Consider the following 17,044-nt stretch of genomic DNA (forward strand, 5'->3'; position numbering starts at 1 on the left):
TTGGAGCCATGCGGATCGTGGTTCTTGCAGGTGGCATCGGCGGCGCGCGCTTCCTGCTCGGTGTGCGCGCGGTCGCCCGGGAGACGGGCGCCGACGTCACCGCGGTGATCAACGTGGGCGACGACGTGACCCTGCACGGGCTGCGCATCTGCCCGGACCTGGACAGCGTGATGTACACCCTGGGCGGCGGCGCCGACCCCGAGCGCGGCTGGGGCCGGGTCGGCGAGAGCTGGACGGTCAAGGAGGAGCTGGCCGCCTACGGGGCCGAGCCCACCTGGTTCGGCCTCGGCGACAAGGACATCGCCACGCACCTGGTGCGCACCCGGATGCTGGAGGCGGGCTACCCGCTCTCGGCCGTCACCGAGGCGCTGTGCGACCGCTGGCAGCCCGGGATCCGGATGCTGCCGGCCAGCGACGACCGCGTGGAGACGCACGCCGTGGTCGAGGTGGACGGGGCGACCCGCGCCATCCACTTCCAGGAGTGGTGGATCCGCTACCGCGCGGAGATCCCGACCCAGCGCTTCGTGTTCGTGGGGGCCGACAGCGCCAAGCCGGCGGCCGGCGTGCTGGACGCGATCGCCGCGGCCGACGTCGTGCTGGTGGCCCCCAGCAACCCCGTCGTGTCGATCGCGCCGATCCTGGCCGTGCCCGCCGTGCGCGACGCGGTCGCCACCGGCAAGGCCCCGGTCGTCGGTTTCTCCCCCATCATCGGTACCGCTCCAGTGCGCGGCATGGCCGACAAGTGCCTCGCCGTGATGGGCGTGGCGTGCACCCCCGAGGGCGTCGGCGGGCTGCTCGGCGCCCGGGCCAACGGCGGCGTCCTCGACGCCTGGCTGGTCGACGAGACCGACGACGGCGTGCTCGTGCCGGGGCTGACGGTCCGCGCCGTGCCGCTCTGGATGACCGACGAGGCCGCCACCGCCACCATGGTGCGCGACGCGCTCGGCACGGTGGGTGTCGCATGATCCCGTCCATCGAGATCCACCCGGTCGTCGGCATCGGCGACGTCAAGCCCGGCGACAACCTGGCCGACCTCATCACGGGCGCGGCCGACTGGATCCGCGACGGCGACGTCGTCGTGGTGACCAGCAAGATCGTGAGCAAGTCCGAGGGCCGGCTGGTCGAGCTGCCGCCCGACGAGCCCGAGCGCGAGGCGGCCCGCGAGGCCGCGCTGCGCGCGGAGACGGCCCGGATCGTGGCCCGGCGCGGCCCGACCCGGATCGTGCAGACCCACCACGGCCTGGTGCTGGCCGCGGCCGGCATCGACGCGTCCAACGTCGACGCGACCCACCTGGTGCTGCTGCCCAAGGACCCGGACGCCTCGGCCCGCGCGCTGCGCGAGGAGCTGCGCGACCGCTTCCAGCTCGAGGTCGCCGTGGTCATCACCGACACGATGGGCCGGCCCTGGCGGCTCGGCCTGATCGACGTGGCGATCGGCGCGGCCGGGGTGGACGCGATGCTGGACTACCGCGGGCTCAAGGACGCGTACGGCAACGAGCTCCAGCTGACCCAGATGGCCCAGATCGACCAGCTCGCCTCGGCCGCGGAACTGGTGCAGGGCAAGACGACCCAGGTGCCGGTGGCGATCGTGCGGGGCTTCGCGCGGGCCTTCCCCTACGCGCACGGTGCGGGTGCGGCCGAGCTCATCCGGGGTGCGGACGCCGATCTCTTCTCACTCGGTACCGCCGAGGCCGTCGCCCGGGGTTTGCGCGTGGCCGGCGAACTGCCCGACGCGACCGCGTTCAGCCCGGCCGATCCGCCGGTGCGGCTGCCCGCGCTGCCGTTCCCGTCGACACGCAGCGTGACGGTCCCGGACAACACCGTGGCCGCCGTGATCGTGTGGGCCCCGGCCGGGGATCTGCGCGCGGCCGCCGAGGCGGGCCGCCAGGCCGAGCGGCTGCGGGCCGTTCTCGCTGCTGACGGGCTTGCGAGCGGCTGGCTGGAGATCGCCGATCCGGCCGCGCTGGCCGCCGAGGTCCCAGCCGGCGGCGTGCCCCTCGGCGTGCTCGCCATCGGGCGCGGTAGCCTGCCGTCACTATGACGCTGCACGAGAACGCACTGGCCGTGCTGTCGGGATGGACGGCTCCGTCCGCGGAGGCCGAGGCGACCCGGCAGCGGTTCCTGGATTTTGTACGGCCCGATCCCACCACCGTCTGGCGCGAGCACCACGGCGGCCATGTCACGGCGAGCGCGCTGGTCGTGGACGCCGCGGCCGAGCGGGTGCTGCTGTGCCTGCACGGCCGGATCAAGCGCTGGGTGCAGCTCGGCGGGCACTGCGAGCCGGGCGACGCCACGGTCGCGGGCGCCGCGCTGCGGGAGGCGACCGAGGAGTCGGGCATCCTGGGCCTGCGCATCAGCGAGGCCCCGATCAACCTCGACGTGCACCACGTGCACTGCTCGGGCGGGCCGTCGCTGCACTACGACATCCGGTACGCGGCGATCGCCCCGCCCGGCGCGGTGGAGACGGTGAGCGCGGAGTCGAACGCGCTGGGCTGGTTCGCGCCGGACGAGCTGCCGGAGCCGCTGGCGGACGCGACGGAGATCCTCGTCGCGCCCGCGCTCGCGTGGGCGCTCACAGCAGCTCGGACGAGCCCCGCTCCTTCAGGGAGTCGACCAGCTTCTTGACGTCCTGGGCCCGGGCGCGCGGGCAGATCAGCAGCGCGTCCGGCGTGTCCACGATGATCAGGTCGCTCACGCCCACGGCGGCCACGAGCCGGCCCGAGCGGGGGACCACGACCACGCGCTCCGCGTCCTGCATGAGGACCGTCGGCTTGTTCTGACCGCCGGCCGCCGGGTCGTCGATGACAGCGCCGAGCTCGACCACCACGTTGCCCGCGGTGTCGGTCTCGAGCAGCTCGCCGAGGGTGTGGAAGTCGCCGACGTCGTTCCAGCCGAAGTTGCCGGGGACGGTGCCGACGAGCCCGGCCCGGCCCGCGCCCTCCATCACCCCGAAGTCGACCGAGATCTTCGTGAGCCCCGGCCAGATCTGGGCCAGGATCTCCTCGCGGTCGTGGGTGTCCCAGGCCTCGGCGATGCGCCGCAGCCCGTCGTGCAGGCTCGGCTGCTGGCGGGCGAGCTCGTCGAGGAACACGTCGACGCGCCAGACGAACATGCCGGCGTTCCAGAGGTACTCGCCGGAGTCGACATAGCGCTGGGCGACGTCGTAGGCGGGCTTCTCGGCGAACTCGGCCACCTTGCACACGTCGCCGGTGCCGGTGGGCTCGCCGACGTGCAGGTAGCCGTAGCCGGTCTCGGGATGCGTCGGCGTGATGCCGATCGTCATCAGCAGGCCGTCCTCGGCGCCCTGGATCGCCCGGTGCAGCGTGTCCTGGAACGCCGGCACGTCGCGGACCAGCTGGTCGGCGGCGAACGCGCCCATCACGGCGTGCGGGTCGCGGCGGGCGATCACCGCCGCGGCGAGCCCGATCGCGGCGCACGAGTCGCGCGGCGTCGGCTCGACGAGGATGTTGCCCTCCGGAAGGCCCGGCAGCTGCCGGGCCACGGCGGCCGCGTGCGCCACGCCGGTCACCACGAAGGTGGACTCGGGCATCGCCAGGCCTTCGAGACGGCCGTACGTCGCCTGGAGCAGCGACAACGGGGTCCCGGTCAGGGCGTGGAGAAACTTCGGATGGCCGGCTCGCGACAGCGGCCAGAGCCGCGTGCCGCTGCCACCTGCAGGAATCACCGCGTAGAACACGCGCCCATCATGCCCGGAATAGGGCACCTTTCCACAACTCGGGGGTGCCAACACCATCACCGAAATCGCCCGGCCCCACCTCAGGGGGTGACGCCGTGGTGCACATCGGGTCAGATGCCGCGGGGTCCGGCGGCTCTCGCCCACGCGGCGAGGTGAACCTCGGCGCTGGACTCCCAGGTGAACTCCTTGGCGCGCGCGGCGCCGGCCTTTGCCAAAGCGTTACGTCGCTCGGTGTCGTCTAGCAGTGCCGCCAGGTCACGGGCGATCTCGTCGGGCTGCGGGCCGGTGTACGCCACCGCGTCCCCGCCCACCTCCGGCAGCGACAGCCGCGGCGTGGTGAGCACCGGCGCGCCGCAGGCCATGGCCTCCAGGATCGGCAGGCCGAAGCCCTCGCCGAAGGACGGGTAGGCCGCCACCACGGCGCCGCCGAGAAAGCCCGGCAGGTCCGCGTAGCGCAGGTAGCCCGGGCGCAGCAGCCGCAGGTGGCTGGGCACCTCGGCGATGGCCGCGTCGATCTCGTCGTCGTGGCCCTGGCCGCCCGCGACGACCAGCGCCGGCGGGTCCTGCCGGTCGCGCACGGCGGAGATCCAGCCGCGCACCAGGCTGGGCACGTTCTTGCGGGGCTCCTTGGCCCCCAGGAAGGCGATGTACTCCGTCGAGCCCAGCCCCAGCCGCGCCCGCACCCGGGCCTTCTCGTCGTCGGTGGGCGCGTGGAACGCCTGCGGGTCGACGCCGTGGTAGGCCACGTCGATGCGGGTCGGGTCGGCGTCGAGCAGGCGGATCAGCTCGTCGCGGGTCGCCTTGCTGGGCACGATCACCCGGCTGGCGCGGCGCAGCGACGTCTTGATCGCCGAGCGGAAAAAGGTGCGCCGGGACTTGTCGTAGTGCTCCGGCTCGGTGAAGAACGTGGCGTCGTGGACCGTGACCGTCACCGGGCAGCTCGCGCGCAGCGGGCAGGTGTAGAAGGGCGAGTGCAGCACCTGCGCCCCGACCTGCTGGGCCAGCATCGGCAGGCCGGTCTGCTCCCAGGCCAGGCGGGCCGGGCGGTGCGCGGCCGCGGCCGGGGCCGACATGATCCGAGCACTGGGCAGCAGCCGCCCGTAACGCTCCGCATCGGTGCGCTGGCACACCACGGCCAGGTCGGCGTCCAGCGCGCCCAAGGCGCCCAGCAGACCGTCGACATAGCGCCCCACACCGCCTCGGTCGGCTGGGACACTCGTGGCGTCGACGAGCACGCGTGGCGGTCGGCCGGGGGTCACAGGGCACTCCCTTTTGGACTCGATGCGGATCTTCGGTGCGGCGGTCTCGCGGCAAAGCCTACGCCCGATCCGCCGGTGATCGATGTCCACGACGCGACTCGCATCGTGAGTTCCACCCAGGATTCAGCCTGAATCAACTCACGTGTCGGCAACGAAGTTCAAGTTTTGCTCAATTCAACGGCATCGGTACGTCTCCGGGCGCTCCCACCTCGTACTTCCCAACCGCGCGCACGTCGAACCGCCCGTCGTGCCACACCGCGAGGTCCGCCTTGCCGTCCCCGTCGTACTGGCCCGGCACCGGCGTGTCGCCCGGGTCGCCGAGGCGCACCGCGGCCAGCCCGGTGACGGTGAACTGCTGGGTCGCGGGCGACCAGACGGCCGGGTCGAGCTTGCCGTCGCCGTCGTAGTCCGCGGGCACCGCGATCGCGCCGGGCTCGCCGAACTGCCACTCCCGGATCGCCCGGATCGCCCAGAGTCCCGTGGACGGCCGCCAGATCGCCGGCTCGGCCCGCCCGTCGCCCGTGTAGTCGCCGGGAACGGGCTGGTCACCGGTCTGCCCGAGCTGCAGCTCGCCGCCGCCCTTGATGTACCAGACCCCGTTGGACGGGCGGAACACCGCGAGGTCGGCCCGGCCGTCCCCGTCGTAGTCGGCCGGCGCCGGCGCGTCGCCGGGCAGGCCCCACTGGACCACCGAGCGCCCCTCGCCGGTCAGCAGCATCGTCCAGTTGCCGGTGATCGGCGACCAGGTGGCCACGTCCGCCTTGCCGTCGCCGTTGTAGTCGGCCGGCACCGCGATCTCGTTCGGACCCGAAGTGAAAATCGGATCCGGTACTCCCTGCAGGCGCACGGTCCCGTCGGCCGGGCGGTAGGCGGCCATCAGCGACCGTACCGTCTGCGGCTTGGTCAGGTCCCCCAGCAGCCCGGCGGCCCGGTCGCGGATCGCCGGGAGGACGTCCATCCCGCGCGCGCCGGGGCACTCGGTCGCGTTGGTCTGCCGGTGCGGCATGACCCGCGGGACGGTGACCGCGGTGCCGGCCGGGTACTTCGACGTCGAACCGCCGCCGGTGAGCGTCACGCTCCCGCGCGGGTCGAGGGCCTGGTTCAGTGAAAGTTTCCAGGCGGTGTACTTCGCGGCCGACTCCACCACCGCGGGCGGGACGGCCGTGGTGCGGTAGTCGCCGATCATCGCGATGCCCGCCGTGCCGGTGTTGAAGCCGCCCGCCTGGGCGCCCACCACCGGCCGGGACAGCCCGCCGGAGCGGCCCTCCCAGAGCCGGCCGAACCGGTCGACCAGCACGTTGTAGCCGATGTCGCCCCAGCCGCGGCTGACCGTCTGGTACTGGTAGATCGAGCGCAGGATCTTGGGCACGTCGGCCTCGGCGTAGTCGTTGCCCGTCGCCGTGTGATGCAGCACGACCGCCTTGACCAGCGGCGCGTACTGCGGCTTCCAGTCCATGAGCTGCTCGTCGGCACCCCAGGAGGCGCGGCGGTTGATGGCCGGCATGAACGGGCGCAGGGCGACCGGCGCGTCCTCGGCGACGGGCGCGGGCGGCATGGGCGGCACCGCGTCGGCCGGCGTGTCGGCCGGGTCGATGAGGTCGGCCGCGAGATCGTGCGGGGCCGAACCACTCGTCGAGCTGACGGTGATCTGCACGCCGTCGCTCGGCCCGACCCAGACGAGGTCCGCACCACCGCGCTCGACCGGCCCAGACGCGGGCGCAGACGCGCTCGGCGACGGCGAGGCCTTGCCGCGCGGGCGGGGCCCGGCGGGGGCGGCCACCGGGTCGCGGTCGCTCTCCCCGGCCCCGACGGTCTGCCAGGCGCTCCAGGCCCCGCCCGGCGTGTGGTGGCGCACGGACACGCTGACCGCGCCGATGCGGGCCGTCTCGCGCCAGGTGACGCCGACCGCGCTGAACCGCTCGGTGGGTGTGCGGGTGACGGTCAGGGTGCGGCTGCGGGTCGTCCTGCGGTACCCGTCGGCGAGCGGCACGTCCTCCAGGACCCCGCCCTGAGCGCTCACCCCGCTCGCGGGCCGGTCGAAGTCGCCCAGCGGGACGCGGGTGACCCGGCTCGGCACGCCCTCGCCCCCGGGCGCGGTGGCCGCCGGGTTGGCCCACTCGACCGGCGCGGACAGGCTGTCGGAGGCGACCGGCGGCGAGGTCGTGCGGGCCGCCGCGGCGCCGCCGACGGCCGCCGCGGCAAGCAGCGCGAGGGAGCAGCCGGAGACGGCGACCCGCCTGCCGCGCCGGTATCGTCGCGTTGCCCAGACACCCATCTCGCTTGCCCCATCTCGCTAGAAATCAGGTGAGATGTTATGGAAGGGATAATTTGGACATATGGGGAATACAGTTCCTTCACTCTTTGCGGCAGTTGTGGGTAAAGACCCGTCACTTCCGTTCCTGACGTTCTATGACGACGCGACCGGCGAGCGAACGGAACTGTCGGGCGCGACCCTGGCCAACTGGGTCGCGAAGACCGCGAACCTGCTGGTCGACGGGTGCGGGCTGGGCCCGGGCGACGTGGCCGCGGTCCGCTTGCCGGCGCACTGGCAGACCGCGGCGATCCTGCTCGGGGCGTGGACGGCCGGCCTCAGCGTCACCTACGGCCAGCCGACCGGCGCCGGGGCCGACGTGGAGTTCGCCTCGCTGACCGCGGCGGAAACCGGCGCCCCCGGTCCGGCCGACCGCTACGTCCTCGGCCTCGCGCCGATGGGTCTCCCGATGCGGGGGGCGGTCCCGACCGGGTTCGCCGACTACGTGGCCGAGGTGCGGCAGTTCGGGGACCACCACCCCGGTCCGGTCGGCGGGGCCGGGACCGAGGACCTCGTCGAGCGCGCGCGGAAGCTGGCCTACCCGGGCGGGCGGCTGCTGATCGACGCGGTCGCCCACCCCGACCCGGTCGAGTGGCTCGTCGGCCCGCTCGCCGCGGGCGCCAGCATCGTGCTGAGCGTCAACTCCGACCCGGGCAAGCTCGCCGCCCGCGCCGAGTCGGAGCAGGCTACGAGCGTGCTGTGACGAAGTAGCGCTGGAAGTACTGCAGGGACTCGGGGTTGGCCAGGGCGCCCTTCGCGGCCGCCTGCTCCACCGGGGTCCCGGTCAGGATGCGCTTCACCGGCACCTCCAGCTTCTTGCCCGACAGCGTCCGCGGCACGGCCTCGACCTGGAACACCTCGTCGGGGACGTGCCGCGGGGACAGCGCCGTGCGCAGCTCGCGGGCGATCCGGGCCCGCAGCGCGCCGTCGAGGTCGGTGCCGGGGGCGAGCACCACGAAGAGCAGCAGCTCACCGGCGCCGCCCTCAGAATCCTCGAGGTGTACCACCACGGAGTCCACGACCTCGTCCAGCCCCTCGACCACGGAGTAGAACTCGCTCGTGCCGAGCCGCACGCCGCCGCGGTTCAGGGTCGCGTCCGAGCGGCCGGTGATGACGCAGGCGCCGCGCTCGTCGATGGTGATCCAGTCGCCGTGCCGCCACACGCCCGGATACGTGCCGAAGTACGCCTCCGCGTAGCGGTGCCCGTCCTCGTCGCCCCAGAACCCGACCGGCATGCTCGGCATCGGGGCGGTGATGACCAGCTCGCCGAGCTCGCCGATGACGGGGGTGCCGTCGGCCGCGAACGCCTCGACCCGCGCCCCGAGCGCCCGGCACGCGATCTCGCCCGCGCGGACCGGGAGCAACGGGACGCCGCCCACAAAGGCGGTGCACACGTCGGTACCGCCTGATGCCGACGCCAGCAGCACGTCCTTCGACACCGTCTCGTAGACCCACTCGAAGCCCTCGGGGGGCAACGGCGCTCCGGTCGAGCCGATGCCGCGCAGGCGGGACAGGTCGGCGAGCTCGGACGGTACGACCGCGGCCTTGCGACAGGACAGCAGGAAGGGCGCGGAGGTGCCGAAGTAGGTGGTGCCGGTCTCGTCCGCGACGCGCCACAGCCAGCCGAGGTCGGGGTGGGCCGGGTTGCCGTCGACGAGCACGACCGCGGCGCCGACGGCCGGGCCGGAGACGAGGTAGTTCCACATCATCCAGCCGGTGGTGGTGAACCAGAAGAACCGGTCCCCGGGGCCGAGATCGTGGTGCAGGGCCAGCATCTTGAGGTGCTCCAGCAGGATGCCGCCGTGGCCGTGGACGATCGGCTTGGGCAGGCCGGTGGTGCCGGAGGAGTAGAGGACGTACAGCGGATGCTTGAACGGCACCGCGTTGAACTCCAGCGGCTCGCCGGTTTCTTTTGTCAGCGCGGCCCAGTCGTCTTTTCGAGGATCCAGGTGGCCGATGCGGACCACGTGCTCGACCGACGGAAGCGCCTTGTGGATGGCCTCGACCTCGGCGGTGCGGTCGATGTCCTTGTCGCCGTAGCGGTAGCCGTCGACGGCCACCAGGACCTTGGGCTCGATCTGCTGCCAGCGGTCGACGACCGAGCGGGTGCCGAACTCGGGGGCGCAGCTGGAGAAGATGGCGCCGAGGCTGGCCGCGGCGAGCAGGAGCACGAACGTCTCGGGGATGTTGGGCGCGTAGGCCGCGACCCGGTCGCCCTCGCCGACACCCAGTCGCTTGAGTCCCGCCCGGGCGCGGCGGACCTGCTCCCGCAGCTCGGCCGCGGTCAGCTCGATCGGGCCGCGGGTCTGCGAGCGGGCGATCACGATCGGCTCGTCGTCGGCGACGCCGGGCATGCGCAGCACGTGCTCGGCGTAGTTGAGCCGGGCGCCGGGGAACCAGTCCGTCCCGGGCATGCGCGCGTCGGGGAGGGTGTCGGTGGGCGCCACATGCGCGACGACCTCGAAGTGGTCCCAGATCGCGCGCCAGAACTGCGCGGGCTCGTCGACCGACCACTGCCACAGGGCCTGATAGCCGGCGAACGCCAGGCCGCGCTCCGCCTCCAGCCAGCGCAGGAACGCCCCGATCCGGGTGTGGTCACGCACGTCGGCCGGGGGTTGCCAGAGCAGCTTCGCCATTGGTCCATCTTGCGGTACGCGTGAACGATCACTCAGTGTGGGCGGCCCCTACCCGATCCCTCGATCCGGTGTGGGCCGCCCCCTGCTGTTATTTGTTCTTCAGGGCCGGGGCCGGGCGCGGCTGGGTGCCGTAGTCGACCAGGCCCACGTTCTCCGGGGTGAGGGTCAGGTTCTTCTCCGGCCAGGCGGTGCCCGCGTAGCGGCCCGTGGCCGAGTCGAACAGCGAGCAGTCGACGGTGCCGGCATTGAGGTCGCGGTCCAGGCACACCAGGTCGTACGGCCTGTTGTCGATCTTCGCCGTGGTGGCCTTGACGTCGGGCATCTTGGCCAGGGCCTTGTAGATGGCGGCGCGCTGCTGCGGGGTCCAGAACGGCTCCGAGTAGTTGATCAGCTCGAAGGTGTCCTTCCAGAGCATGCCGTCGGCGTTGCGCCCCGGGTACTGCTGCGTGATCCACTGGCGCCAGGCCGTGAGCAGCTGGCCCGGGTCGGTGGGCAGGCTCGCCAGGTACTCGGCGGTCGGCCGGTACAGGTTCGCCGGACTCGCCGCGGCCTGGTCGATCTCCTCCTGGGCGCTGGTGCTGTCCAGCTGCTGGGTGTCGGTGCGGCGGACGCGCAGGGAGACCATGGTCTGCGGGTCGATCCAGACCTCGTGGAGGTACCGCTGGTCCGGCCGGTCGACGAGGTTGTAGGTCTTGATGTACAGCACCTGACCGGCCGGCACCGTCGTCGGCTGGACGTTCGCGGCCGCGCCGGCCAGCCGGTCCATCGCGGCGACCGCCTTGGCGTGCGTCGCGCCCCCGTCCGTGCTGATCTGCGCGTTGAGCGGTGCTTTGGTGCCCCTGCTGACCGGCAGATCGGCTTGAGTCGCTTTGGTCTGCGCCAGTGAAGGCTTCGCCGCGGGTTCCTGGCCGTTCTCCTTGTCGCCGGGCTTGAGGGCGGCGGCGGAGCCGACCACCACCGCCAGGGCCGCGGCCGCGCCGACGGACGCCAGCAGCCACTGCCGGCGCGGCCTCGGGCGGTCCTCGCTGCTCGCCATCCGGTACCGGCCGCGGACGAGGGCGCCCTCCGGCGGGTCGTCCAGCGCGCTGCGGAACTCGCGCAGCGCCTTGAGGTCGCTGTCGTCGGTGCTCATCGTCATCGCCCCGCCTCTTCCTCGGTTAGGGATTTGCGCAACTTGGCGCGGGCCCGGTGCAGCGCCGATTGCACCGAGCCGATCGGGAGGCGCAGGGCCTCGGCGATCTCGGCGTACGACAGGTCGGCGACCGCGTACAGCAGCAGGACGTCGCGCTGCCGGGCGGGCAGCTTGGCCAGTACCCGCGCGATGCGGCGGGCGCGCTGCCCCGCGTCGACGCGCTCGTCCGCCCGCGCCGCGTGGCTCTCGGCCGACATCTGCACCAGCAGCGGGTCCGCGCCGGTCCGGGCCAGCGCCCGGTAGCCGCGCACCTCGTCGCGGCGATGGCGGAACAGCACGTTGGTGGCGATGCCGAAGAGCCACGGCAGCGGGTCGGCGCCCGGCTCGACCGTGTGCCGCTTCTCGTACGCGATGAGGAACGTCTGGGCCACCGCGTCCTCGGCGAGGTCGGGCCCCACCCGGCGCGCGCAGTAGCGGTACAGCGCCTGCGCGTGCCGGTCGTAGAGGGCGGTGAAGCCGTCCGCGATCAAGAGGTTGCCTTCCGGGTCCACACACCTTCTTGTCCGGTGCGCCTCAGGCTGTTCCCGGGTTTTTTCAGCGGGTTGATCGGTGCTGCTGGATCGCTTCCCGGCGGGCGAGACGGTGCGCGCGTCGGATTTCCGCTTCATGCCACCGGCCCTCGTTCTCCGGCGAGTCGGGGGCGACGGCCGGGACGGGGCGGGGCTTGCCGTCGGCGTCGATCGCCACGAACACGAGGTACGCGGTGGCCACGACGAGCGGGGCGGCCTCGCTGACCTGGTCCCACCGCTCGGCGTCGAGCCGCACGCCGACCTCCATCGAACTCGTGCCGGTCCAGTTGACCTGCGCGAACGCGTGCACCAGATCCCCCACGCGGAGCGGCTCGATGAACGCGATCTCGTCGATCGAGGCGGTCACGGCCGTCCCGCCGCTGTGCCGCGCGGCGGCCGCACCGGCCACGTCGTCGATGAACTTCATGATCACGCCGCCGTGCACCGTGCCGTACAGGTTCACGTCGACCGCGGTCATGATCCGGCTCAGGGTGACCCGCGAGTAACTCGTGGCACGGCTGGGCGGTCGGACGGTGTGCTCGCTCATGCCAAAAACGGTACGGTGCGACCCATGCGACACGTCGGAAGCCTGATCGCGGGGATGTTCATCGCCCCGATCGCCTGGCTGCTGATCGCGATCGGTCAGCAGCAATCCGCGGATACCGTGGCAAAGTGGGTCGAGCGCGGCGCTTTCGACTCCGTCGACCTCCTCGCCCCCGCCGCGTACCTCCTCGGCGCCGGCCTGCTCATCGGCCTCATCGCCACCCTGCGCATCTCCCCCGTCGGCCCGATCGTCGCGGGCGCGGCCCTCCTCGCCACGTACGTCAGCCTCTTCATCGACCCCCTCTCGGTCATGAACAGCCTGCCCCGCGACCTGAAGCTCGCCGGCCTCACGATCGACACCCGCCTCCCGATCGTCAACGGCACCACGGCGGTGCTGGGGCTGGCGCTGTTGATCGCGGCCTTCAGCATCAAGCGCTGGCGCACCTGGCCGACCGCGCTGCCGGCCACGGTTGTGGCGGCCGACGGCGGACCGGCTGACGTGCATGAGTACCCGCTGGGTCAGGGGCCCGGTGCCGCTCCCCGGCCGGCGTACTCGCCGCCGTCGGCGCAGACCACGGCCTTCCCGGCGGCGTCCTCGTCGACCACGGTGTTGCCGGTGCACGGTTCGTTGCCCGCCAGCGACGAGACGCAGCCGGTGCCTTCGGTGGGGGCCTCCTCGCCATTCGCCCCGCATCCCCCGGCTTCGGCGCCGCCGTTTGCGCCTGGGGGGCCTTATGGCTCGCAGCAGCCGGCTTCTTCCGGCGCGCCGTTCGCCGCCGCGGGGCCGCAGGGCTCTTCTGGTTCACCGTTCGCCGCCGCCGGGCCTCCGGTCTCCACGCCGCCTTACGCCTCGCAGCCGCCGGCCTCCACGCCGCCTTATGCCTCGCAGCCGCCCGGGTCTCCTGGTGTGCCGTTTGCCGCCGCGGGTCCGCCGGTCTCCACGCCGCCTTACGCCTCGCAGCCGCCGGCCTCCACGCCGCCTTACGCGTCGCAGCCGCCGGCCTCGTCGGGTTCGCCGTTTGCCGCCGCGGGTCCGCACGTTTCCACGCCGCCGGCCCCGTCGGGTTCGCCGTTCGCGGCCGCGCCGCCGGTGGGTGGACCGCCGCCGATCCCGTACGGGGGGCCGACCGCCGGTCAGCCGCCCTTCGTTCCGCCGGTTTCCACGCCGCCCGCCTCGTCCGCGCCGCCGTACGTCGCCGGGCCGCCGGTTTCCTCCGCGCCGCCCGTCTCGTCTGCGCCGCCGGTCTCGTCTGCGCCGCCGGCCTCCTCGGCGCCGCCCGTTTCGTCGGCGCCTCCGGTGAGCGGGCCTCCGGTGAGTGGACCGCCGCCGGTTCCGTCGACGCCGCCGATGGTCTCCGGGCCGCCCGCCTCGACACCGCCCGGGCCTCCCGGACCGTTCCCGCCGGCGCCGCCTGGGTCCACACCGCAGCCGGTCTTCACGCCGCCACCGCCCGCGTCCGCACCTCCGATCTCCGGACCGCCCGCCTTCGGTGCGCCGACCTTCACGCCGCCGCCGTCCGGGGCGCCCGCGTCCGGCATGCCCGCATCCGGCGCACCCGCTTCTGGCATGCCCATGTCCGGCGCGCCCGCATCTGGCACCTCCGCGTCCGGCATGCCCATGTCCGGCGCGCCCGGATCCGGCTCATCCGCGTTCGGCATGCCCATGTCCGGCGCGCCCGCATCTGGCACCTCCGCGGCCGGCATGCCCGCGTCCGGCGCGCCCGGGTCCGGCCCATCCGCGTTCGGGGGTGCCGCATCCGGGGCTGCCGGTTCCGGGGCGCCGGTCGTCTCCGGGCCTCCGGCGTCCGTTCCTCCCGGTTCGGCGCAGTCCTCCGACGGCTGGCCGACCCCGGAGCCGGGCACCTCCCCCTGGACCGGCGCGCCCGCGGGTCAGCCGGTCGGGGAGGAGGCGGCGGCGACGGGCGCCATCGCGTACAGCCGAGGGGCGAGCTCCCCGCCCCCCGCCGAGGACGCCCCGCCCGCCTGGCCGGTCCCGGCGCCCGACTCCCCGGCCGCGCCGGTCGCCGACGCGCCGGGCATGACGCCGTCGGGTTCGTGGCCGGTCGTACCGGCGCCCGGTTCGTCGGCGCAGGTCGAGGACACCGAGGCCACCCGGCCGATCAACACCTCGGTCGGGCTGCCCTCCCGCGCCGCGCGGGGACCGGCCGACGAGGAGCGCTCGATCCTCGACGGCCCGTCGTTCGACGGCTTCGCCGTGTCCTCGCGGCCGGGTCGGGAAGAGGAGACCGAGGCGTTCCACCCCGGCAGCCAGTCCCCCGTCCCGCCGCGGCCGCGGCATGCCGCTCCCGGCACCGGGGAGTACTCGGTCGTCACGAACGCCGACGACCCCGACCGCCGTCCCCGGTTCCAGCCGATGGCCCCGCAGCCGGTGGACGAGGACCGGACCACTGCCCTGCGCGCCCCGGTCGACGACGGCGAGGCCACGACGATCATCCGTCAGGCCGACCCGGCCCCGACCTCCCCCGCGACCCGGGACACCACCTCGGGCACCAGCACCGACACCGCGGCGGCCACTGAGACGGCCACCGACTCGCCGGCCGACGCTTCGCCCGCCGAGGACGACGTCGCCGGCTCCGACGAGGCCACCACCCTGTGGCCGTACGGAGGCGCCACTCAGAGCTCCAACCAAAGCGCCGCCAACGACGAAGCCACGACCCGGTTCGAGGCCCCGGTGGAAGACGCCGACGCCACGGCCAACTTCGGCTTCGGCGACGGCGGCCTCACCCCCGAGGAGGCCGCCGAACGGCGCGCCGCCTTCGCCCGCGGCGAGGCCGAGCGCCGAGCCACCGCGGCCCAGTCCCAGCTCGACCGCATCGCCTCCGAGCGAGCGGCGGCGCAGCAGGACGACGAGGAGCAGCCCCCGCCCAAGCGGGACAACCCTCCGACGTCCCCCTGGGCCGACCCACCGCGCGACCGCAGCTAGTAAAGAACCGCAGCCAGTAAGAACCGCAGCTAGCAAAGAACCGCAGCCAGTAAGAACCGCAGCTAGTAAAGAACCGCAGCCAGTAAGAACCGCAGCTAGCAAAGAACCGCAGCTAGCAAAGAACCGCAGACCGGCCCCGCCGCAAGCCACAACGCGGCGGGGCCGGCCTATTTTCGGGCGCAACCCCAGAAAATGCTGATATGTCCGATAAGTCGCGGCGCGCCAGCGCCCGACTTATCGCCCCAACCCCTCCAGATACGTGGACCAGGTGAGCGACCCGGTCACAAAAGGCTCCCGCGGCAACAGCCCACCAGCCCGCACCCGCCCGGTCCCAGGAACGGGAATCGGCACCACGAGCCGCCGCCGCCCGGTCGACCGGAGATACGCGCGCTGCATCCCCGCCCACGTCAGGGGTTCCGGGCCGACCAGGTCGGGGACGCGGCCGGACGGCGGGCCCAGCACCAGCTCAACCAGCCGCTCCGCCACCGCCGCCGTGTCCACCGGCTGGGCGTGGAAGCCGGCCGGGACCGGGATCACCGGAAAACGGGCGAGGCGGCGCATCGGCTCCAGGAGGTACTCGAAAAACTGAGCGGCACGCAGCATCGTGAACGGCAGGCCGCTCGACGCGATCGCCGACTCGCACCGCAGCTTCTCCGCGGTGTAGCCCCAGCCCGGCACCGCGTCGACGCCCACGATCGAGACGTAGATCAGGTGGGGGCGGCCCGAAACCGCGGCGAGCAGGCGCTCGGTCGCGGCGGCATCGCCCTTCGGGGAGGAGGCGCAGTGCAGGATCACGCCGGCGCCGTCCAGCGCCGCGGGCAGGCCGTCGCCCGTCGACAGGTCGCCCACCGCGTCCGCGCCCGGTCTGCGGCTCAGCACGCGGACGGTCAGGTCCGTCGCGCGCAGGAGCGGTACCACCACCCGACCCAGCCGGCCCGTCCCGCCCGTCACCAGCACCGTCTGCGCCATCGCAACCGCCCCCTTGTTACATCCGCCGGTTCGTGCTCGTCAGACCGGGTGACGCAGGAGAGCGGGGGAAGGTAACAGTGACGATGGACGACGAGGAACTGGCCGCGGCGTTCGAGGGGCAGCGGGGGCGGTTGCGCGCGGTCGCGTACCGGCTGCTCGGGTCCGTCGACGAGGCCGAGGACGCGGTGCAGGAGGCGTGGCTGCGGCTCGCCCGCAACCGGGCGCCGATCGGGAATCTCGGCGGGTGGCTCACCACGGTGGTCGGGCGGATCTGCCTGGACATGCTGCGCGCCCGGCGGTACCGCGGCGGCGCGGAGCTGCCCGAGGACGCGGCCGGCGACGAGGACCCCGAGCGGGACGCGCTGCTCGGCGAGTCGGTCGGGGCGGCGCTGGGGATCGTGCTCGACACCCTGACGCCGGCCGAGCGGATCGTGTTCGTCCTGCACGACGTGTTCGCGGTGCCGTTCGAGGACATCGCGCCGATCGTCGGGCGCACGCCGGCCGCCGCCAAGATGCTCGCCAGCCGGGCGCGGCGGCGGGTGCGGCGCGCGGACGCGGCGGCCGGGCCGGCGACCCACCATGCCGTGGTCAAGGCGTTCCTCGACGCGGCACGGCGCGGGGACTTCGACGGGCTCCTCGCGCTCCTCGCGCCCGGGGCGGAACTGCGGCCCGATCACGTCACGCGATCGACGGGCTTCTTCGCGCCGGAGGCCGGTGGGCCCCGGGTCGCGCGGGCGTTCACGGGCCGCGCCCGCGGGGCCGCCACCGCGCTCGTGGACGGCGCGGCCGCGTGGGCCTGGGCGCCCGGCGGGCAGGTCCGGGGGCTTTTCCTGTTTACGGTGGTCGATGGGCTGATCGCCGCGATCGACATCGTCGGCGACCCCGCGGCGATCGCCGCGCGGGACATCGAACTGGCACCGCTTTAAGGTTCCCGACCCTTACATTTAATAATATTAACTGATAGCGTCCCTGCTCATCGATCCA

15 protein-coding genes are annotated in these 17,044 nt (G+C 73.4%); 6 read left to right on the forward strand and 9 right to left on the reverse strand.

Annotated features, from left to right (window positions below; genetic code table 11):
• Positions 1-8 precede the first annotated feature (8 nt).
• From cofD to ACQPZ4_RS46925, 3 genes are read left to right on the forward strand one after another with little or no spacing between them, the layout of a single operon-like run.
• A complete protein-coding gene (cofD, locus tag ACQPZ4_RS46915) occupies positions 9-965 on the forward strand; it encodes a 2-phospho-L-lactate transferase (RefSeq protein WP_433051922.1) in 957 nt (318 codons plus the stop codon).
• The gene (locus ACQPZ4_RS46920) at positions 962-2,041 is read left to right on the forward strand and encodes a coenzyme F420-0:L-glutamate ligase (RefSeq protein WP_433051925.1); all 1,080 of its coding nucleotides are present in this window, start codon (positions 962-964) and stop codon (positions 2,039-2,041) included. Before cofD ends, ACQPZ4_RS46920 begins: the two co-directional genes overlap by 4 nt.
• Positions 2,038-2,625, forward strand: coding sequence for an NUDIX hydrolase (locus ACQPZ4_RS46925; RefSeq protein WP_433051928.1), 588 nt, complete (start codon positions 2,038-2,040; stop codon positions 2,623-2,625). The genes ACQPZ4_RS46920 and ACQPZ4_RS46925 overlap by 4 nt, the downstream gene beginning before the upstream one ends.
• Here the strand turns inward: ACQPZ4_RS46925 and ACQPZ4_RS46930 are convergent.
• From ACQPZ4_RS46930 to ACQPZ4_RS46940, 3 genes are all read right to left on the reverse strand, one after another.
• Positions 2,573-3,697 (reverse strand): mannose-1-phosphate guanylyltransferase, encoded by a 1,125-nt coding sequence (locus ACQPZ4_RS46930; protein ID WP_433051932.1) that lies wholly within the window; start codon positions 3,695-3,697, stop codon positions 2,573-2,575. The two genes, ACQPZ4_RS46925 and ACQPZ4_RS46930, sit on opposite strands and share 53 nt — an antisense overlap.
• A 110-nt stretch (positions 3,698-3,807) precedes the next feature.
• Positions 3,808-4,956, reverse strand: coding sequence for a glycosyltransferase family 4 protein (locus ACQPZ4_RS46935; protein ID WP_433051935.1), 1,149 nt, complete (start codon positions 4,954-4,956; stop codon positions 3,808-3,810).
• 169 nt (positions 4,957-5,125) lie between these two features.
• Positions 5,126-7,231 (reverse strand): N-acetylmuramoyl-L-alanine amidase, encoded by a 2,106-nt coding sequence (locus tag ACQPZ4_RS46940; RefSeq protein ID WP_433051938.1) that lies wholly within the window; start codon positions 7,229-7,231, stop codon positions 5,126-5,128.
• A gap of 97 nt (positions 7,232-7,328) precedes the next feature.
• Between ACQPZ4_RS46940 and ACQPZ4_RS46945 the strand changes: the two genes are divergently transcribed.
• Complete coding sequence (locus ACQPZ4_RS46945) at positions 7,329-7,970, forward strand: TIGR03089 family protein (RefSeq protein WP_433051941.1); 642 nt, start codon at positions 7,329-7,331, stop codon at positions 7,968-7,970.
• On the opposite strand, the gene ACQPZ4_RS46950 is transcribed toward ACQPZ4_RS46945, so the two are convergent.
• From ACQPZ4_RS46950 to ACQPZ4_RS46970, 5 genes are all read right to left on the reverse strand, one after another.
• Complete coding sequence (locus ACQPZ4_RS46950; protein ID WP_433051944.1) at positions 7,954-9,903, reverse strand: acetoacetate--CoA ligase; 1,950 nt, start codon at positions 9,901-9,903, stop codon at positions 7,954-7,956. The genes ACQPZ4_RS46945 and ACQPZ4_RS46950 overlap by 17 nt on opposite strands.
• Before the next feature lie 88 nt (positions 9,904-9,991).
• Positions 9,992-11,041, reverse strand: coding sequence for a hypothetical protein (locus tag ACQPZ4_RS46955; RefSeq protein ID WP_433051947.1), 1,050 nt, complete (start codon positions 11,039-11,041; stop codon positions 9,992-9,994).
• Entirely contained in the window at positions 11,038-11,586 is a 549-nt protein-coding gene (locus ACQPZ4_RS46960; protein ID WP_433051950.1) for an RNA polymerase sigma factor, read from the reverse strand. The genes ACQPZ4_RS46955 and ACQPZ4_RS46960 overlap by 4 nt, the downstream gene beginning before the upstream one ends.
• Before the next feature lie 43 nt (positions 11,587-11,629).
• On the reverse strand, positions 11,630-12,151 hold the full coding sequence (locus tag ACQPZ4_RS46965) for an acyl-CoA thioesterase (protein ID WP_433067025.1): 522 nt from the start codon (positions 12,149-12,151) through the stop codon (positions 11,630-11,632).
• 1,130 nt (positions 12,152-13,281) lie between these two features.
• Positions 13,282-13,851 carry a hypothetical protein gene (locus ACQPZ4_RS46970; RefSeq protein WP_433051953.1) on the reverse strand — a complete coding sequence of 190 codons (570 nt, stop codon included), beginning with the start codon at positions 13,849-13,851 and terminating at the stop codon, positions 13,282-13,284.
• Here ACQPZ4_RS46970 and ACQPZ4_RS46975 point away from each other — a divergent pair.
• A complete protein-coding gene (locus tag ACQPZ4_RS46975; RefSeq protein ID WP_433051956.1) occupies positions 13,850-15,091 on the forward strand; it encodes a hypothetical protein in 1,242 nt (413 codons plus the stop codon). The two genes, ACQPZ4_RS46970 and ACQPZ4_RS46975, sit on opposite strands and share 2 nt — an antisense overlap.
• A 234-nt stretch (positions 15,092-15,325) precedes the next feature.
• On the opposite strand, the gene ACQPZ4_RS46980 is transcribed toward ACQPZ4_RS46975, so the two are convergent.
• Positions 15,326-16,060 (reverse strand): SDR family oxidoreductase, encoded by a 735-nt coding sequence (locus tag ACQPZ4_RS46980; protein ID WP_433051959.1) that lies wholly within the window; start codon positions 16,058-16,060, stop codon positions 15,326-15,328.
• A gap of 83 nt (positions 16,061-16,143) precedes the next feature.
• Between ACQPZ4_RS46980 and ACQPZ4_RS46985 the strand changes: the two genes are divergently transcribed.
• Positions 16,144-16,986: a sigma-70 family RNA polymerase sigma factor gene (locus ACQPZ4_RS46985; RefSeq protein ID WP_433067028.1), complete on the forward strand. Its 843-nt coding sequence runs from the start codon at positions 16,144-16,146 to the stop codon at positions 16,984-16,986.
• Positions 16,987-17,044: the final 58 nt, after the last annotated feature.

It is taken from the genome of Dactylosporangium sp. CS-033363 (assembly GCF_050942475.1).
Classification (GTDB): domain Bacteria; phylum Actinomycetota; class Actinomycetes; order Mycobacteriales; family Micromonosporaceae; genus Dactylosporangium.

Excerpts from the sequence above, each read along its gene's own strand:
- cofD (WP_433051922.1), top strand. The coding sequence starts at position 9 with ATGCGGATCGTGGTTCTTGCAGGTGGCATCGGCGGCGCGCGCTTCCTG.
- ACQPZ4_RS46920 (WP_433051925.1), top strand. The coding sequence starts at position 962 with ATGATCCCGTCCATCGAGATCCACCCGGTCGTCGGCATCGGCGACGTC.
- ACQPZ4_RS46925 (WP_433051928.1), top strand. The coding sequence starts at position 2,038 with ATGACGCTGCACGAGAACGCACTGGCCGTGCTGTCGGGATGGACGGCT.
- ACQPZ4_RS46940 (WP_433051938.1), bottom strand. The coding sequence starts at position 7,231 with ATGGGTGTCTGGGCAACGCGACGATACCGGCGCGGCAGGCGGGTCGCC.
- ACQPZ4_RS46950 (WP_433051944.1), bottom strand. The coding sequence starts at position 9,903 with ATGGCGAAGCTGCTCTGGCAACCCCCGGCCGACGTGCGTGACCACACC.
- ACQPZ4_RS46955 (WP_433051947.1), bottom strand. The coding sequence starts at position 11,041 with ATGACGATGAGCACCGACGACAGCGACCTCAAGGCGCTGCGCGAGTTC.
- ACQPZ4_RS46965 (WP_433067025.1), bottom strand. The coding sequence starts at position 12,151 with ATGAGCGAGCACACCGTCCGACCGCCCAGCCGTGCCACGAGTTACTCG.
- ACQPZ4_RS46975 (WP_433051956.1), top strand. The coding sequence starts at position 13,850 with ATGCCCGCGTCCGGCGCGCCCGGGTCCGGCCCATCCGCGTTCGGGGGT.
- ACQPZ4_RS46970 (WP_433051953.1), bottom strand. The coding sequence starts at position 13,851 with ATGCCGGCCGCGGAGGTGCCAGATGCGGGCGCGCCGGACATGGGCATG.
- ACQPZ4_RS46980 (WP_433051959.1), bottom strand. The coding sequence starts at position 16,060 with ATGGCGCAGACGGTGCTGGTGACGGGCGGGACGGGCCGGCTGGGTCGG.
- ACQPZ4_RS46985 (WP_433067028.1), top strand. The coding sequence starts at position 16,144 with ATGGACGACGAGGAACTGGCCGCGGCGTTCGAGGGGCAGCGGGGGCGG.